Annotated in this window: 2 protein-coding genes; both read left to right on the top strand. The window is 35.8% G+C overall.

The window, feature by feature from the left end; all coding sequences use genetic code 11:
- Positions 1-111: 111 nt before the first annotated feature.
- On the top strand, positions 112-2112 hold the full coding sequence (locus ACIQ2X_RS14550; protein WP_396179676.1) for a putative porin: 2001 nt from the start codon (positions 112-114) through the stop codon (positions 2110-2112).
- 253 nt (positions 2113-2365) lie between these two features.
- Positions 2366-3727 (top strand): pyridoxal-phosphate dependent enzyme, encoded by a 1362-nt coding sequence (locus tag ACIQ2X_RS14545; protein ID WP_396179675.1) that lies wholly within the window; start codon positions 2366-2368, stop codon positions 3725-3727.
- The last annotated feature ends 151 nt before the right edge of the window (positions 3728-3878 follow it).

Raw genomic sequence — 3878 nt, 5'->3', positions numbered from 1 at the left:
ACTGCAAGTTATGTAATACTTTGACGTTTTTTTTTACAGTAAGCCTAGACTGCCTTTTTTATAAATATGTAAATAAAAAATAAAGTATCTTTGTTCAAATTAAAATGAATAATGTCGAAACATTTTTATCTTATTCTGGCTTTACTTTTTTCGTTATTTGTTGTTGCACAAAAAAAGCAGGTTTTAAACAATAAAGTCAAAACTCAAAAAGGAAATCCTTCTTCACTTCAAATTAGTGACACCACTCAAAATTTAAAATCCACTTCTGGAAAATTTAAACGAGCTCCCATAGATTTGTATCGAATTGTTACAATCGATAACGATACCACTTATCTCGATACTACTTTAACGATACGCAAAGAATACATCTATAATTATTTAAGAAAGGATAATTTTGGGCTCTTACCTTTTGCAAATGAAGGCCAACCGTATCAAACTCTGGATTTTGGTCTTAATGAATTTACTAGTTTTCCTTCAGTAGGTTTTACGGGAAAACATTTTAATTATCTTCAAACAAACAACATGCGTTACTATTCTGTCGCAACACCCTTAACGGAGTTGTATTTCAAAACAGTGATGGAACAAGGACAATCCCTCGACGCATTTATTACCGTAAATTCTTCTAAAAACTTAAACTTTTCTATTGCCTACAAAGGTCTGAACTCTGTCGGGAAATATGTCAATCAACTTTCCAGTGCTGGTAATTTCAGGTTTACATCGAATTATCATACCTCCGATTTACGTTATCAAATCAAAGCACATTTTACTGCCCAAGACCTTTCGAATGGCGAAAACGGTGGAATTGTAAATGCCGCCGACTTTGAAGGAGATAATCCCGCTTTTGTCGATAGAGCTCGACTAACAGTCTACAACGAAGATGCAAAGTCTTTACTCGACGGAAATCGGTATTTTTTTGATCACCATTTTCGAATTAATAAAACCCGAAACACTAATAATTTATACATCGACCACCAGTTTAATTTTGAAAATAAATTTTTCGAATATACACAAACCACTCTAGCTTCATCAATTTTCGACCCCGACGGAGGTGCAAATTTGGTTTTCAACAGATACGGTGATTCGTATGTTCCCTCTGGAATTAATGATAAAACACGGTACAACCGGATGTATAACAAAATTGGTGCTACTTATGAAAACCTACTTTTAGGAAAATTTCAGTTTTTTGTAGAAGATTTTATCTACAACCATTTTTACAAAACAATCATTGTGTTTGCGAATGGTTCTGTTATTCCGAATGCATTAAACGACCGAATCAACACCATTGGCGGAAGTTATACCTATCAAAAAGGCCGCTGGAACGGAATCGCAACTTTTTCTAACTCTATATCCACTCAACCAATGCGCAATCTCGATGTTAAGGCTAATTTTCAAATTGACGACGAAAATTCGATTGGATTTAAACTGCAAAACAGTACTAAAATTCCCGATCACGTATATAATTTGTTTCAAAGCAGTTACAAGGCCTACAATTGGTCCAATAGTTTTAACAACGAAAAAATCAGTAATTTAGAAGCCCTTGCCGAAACAAAATGGTTAAATGCTGCTGCTCAAGTTTCTGTACTAGAAGATAAGCTTTATTTTGCCAACACCAGCACCAACAATCAACAAGTGATTTTAACGCCCAACCAATTTGCAGGAACCATCAAATATTTTTCCTTAAAGTTGAGTAAAGAATTCCGCTACGGTAAGTTTGCCCTTGATAATACCCTTTTGTATCAGCAAGTTGAACAGGATGAGGCAATTATCAATATCCCAAAATTTACCACAAGAAATACGATTTACTTTTCGGATTACATTTTTAAACGCGCTCTTTTTTTTCAAACCGGAATAACGCTCAATTATTTCACTACGTTTTATGCCAACGATTACAACCCAATTGTAGGCGATTTTTACATCCAAAACCAAAAACAAATTGGCGATTTTCCCATGTTGGACTTCTTTTTTAACGCTAAAATCCGTCAAACACGAATTTATTTAAAAGCAGAACATTTCAATTCATCCTTCACCGGCAACGATTTTTACAGTGCTCCAAGCTATCCGTATCGCGATTTTATGGTACGTTTTGGTGTTGTTTGGAACTTTTTTCAATAATCTGTTGGAACGAATCTTTAGGCTCTTTAGGGATCCCTATTCCCGCTTTCCGCTGCAATACCCGTCCAAAAAGTCGGGCAGTTTCGCTGCAAATGCTTTGTATTCATCGAAAGCATTACAAAAACAATAGCATCGTATGAGATAATCGGGGTTAGTCGGGTTTTCATAGCACTTTTGTAATGTCTTTTTTTATCAATATATTTGTACTCATTTTAAAAAGGAACAGTTTCGTTCAAAACCCAACAAACTCAGTATGAAATACGCAAAAAATATATTAGAAACCATCGGAAATACACCACTCGTAAAACTAAATAAAGTAATTGAGGGGATTGATGCGTTGGTTTTGGCTAAAGTAGAGACCTTTAACCCAGGAAATTCCACCAAAGACCGAATGGCTCTAAAAATGGTTGAAGATGCCGAAGCTGATGGCCGATTAAAACCTGGAGGAACAATCATCGAGGGAACTTCCGGAAATACAGGAATGGGATTGGCTCTAGCAGCAATTGTCAAAGGTTATAAATGTGTTTTTGTGATTTCCGACAAGCAATCCAAAGAAAAAATGGACATTCTTCGGGCAGTTGGAGCCAAAGTTGTAGTTTGTCCTACCGATGTTGAACCAACTGATCCTCGGTCGTATTATTCAGTTTCAAAACGTTTGGCAACTGAAATTCCCAATTCATGGTACGTCAATCAATACGATAACCCCTCCAATGCAGTAGCTCATTACGAGCAAACAGGTCCTGAAATTTGGGAGCAAACCGACGGAAAAGTAACTCATTTTGTAGTGGGTGTAGGAACAGGCGGAACAATTTCTGGGGTTGCTAAATATTTAAAGGAAAAAAATCCAAACATCAAAATTTGGGGAATTGATACCTACGGATCGGTTTTTAAAAAATACCACGAAACCGGAATTTTTGACGAAAACGAAATTTATTCCTATATTACTGAAGGTATTGGCGAAGACATTTTACCCCTAAATGTCGATTTTTCATTAATTGATGGTTTTACTAAAGTCACCGATAAAGACGCTGCCGTTTACACCCGAAAAATAGCCGTCGAAGAAGGAATTTTTGTTGGTAATTCGGCCGGTTCATGCGTCAAAGGATTGCACCAGTTAAAAGAGCATTTTAAACCTGAAGATGTTGTGGTGGTACTGTTCCACGACAGCGGTAGCCGTTATGTTGGAAAAATGTTTAACGACGACTGGATGCGCGAACGTGGATTTTTAGACGAAGATATTACCAAAGCTTCCGATTTGATTAAAAGCCATAGTGACAAACCTTTAGTAATCGTTCGTACTGAGGAGTTAGTTTCTCACGCAATTGAGCGATTGAAGAAATACAATATTTCTCAAATTCCTGTAATTGATACTACTGGTTTTGTAGGTAGCATTGATGAAACCGATTTATTCAGAAGTTTTGTCGCCGACAAAGATATAGCCGATAAACCGATTCGTGAAATTATGGGTAAGCCTTTTCCAATTGTAAAAGCAAATACAACCATAGATGAAATCTCTAAATTGATTACCAAAGACAATCAAGCAGTTTTAGTCGAATTAGAAAATGGTAAACACCATATAATTACCAAACATGATATCATCAGTTCTATAAAATAAGCGTTATAGATTTTATCATCTTAAAATAAAAGGTAATGTGGTCAAAAATAGTTGGTAATTTTTCAATTTAAATTAATTATATTACCACATCAAACTGAAGAGGACATTGGCTCTGCTGAGGAGCAACCAATCAGCAATAAGTTTGACACAT

This window comes from Flavobacterium sp. (genome assembly GCF_044368625.1).
Taxonomy (GTDB): Bacteria; Bacteroidota; Bacteroidia; order Flavobacteriales; family Flavobacteriaceae; genus Flavobacterium.
This window is presented reverse-complemented; position numbering and strand designations above follow the sequence as displayed.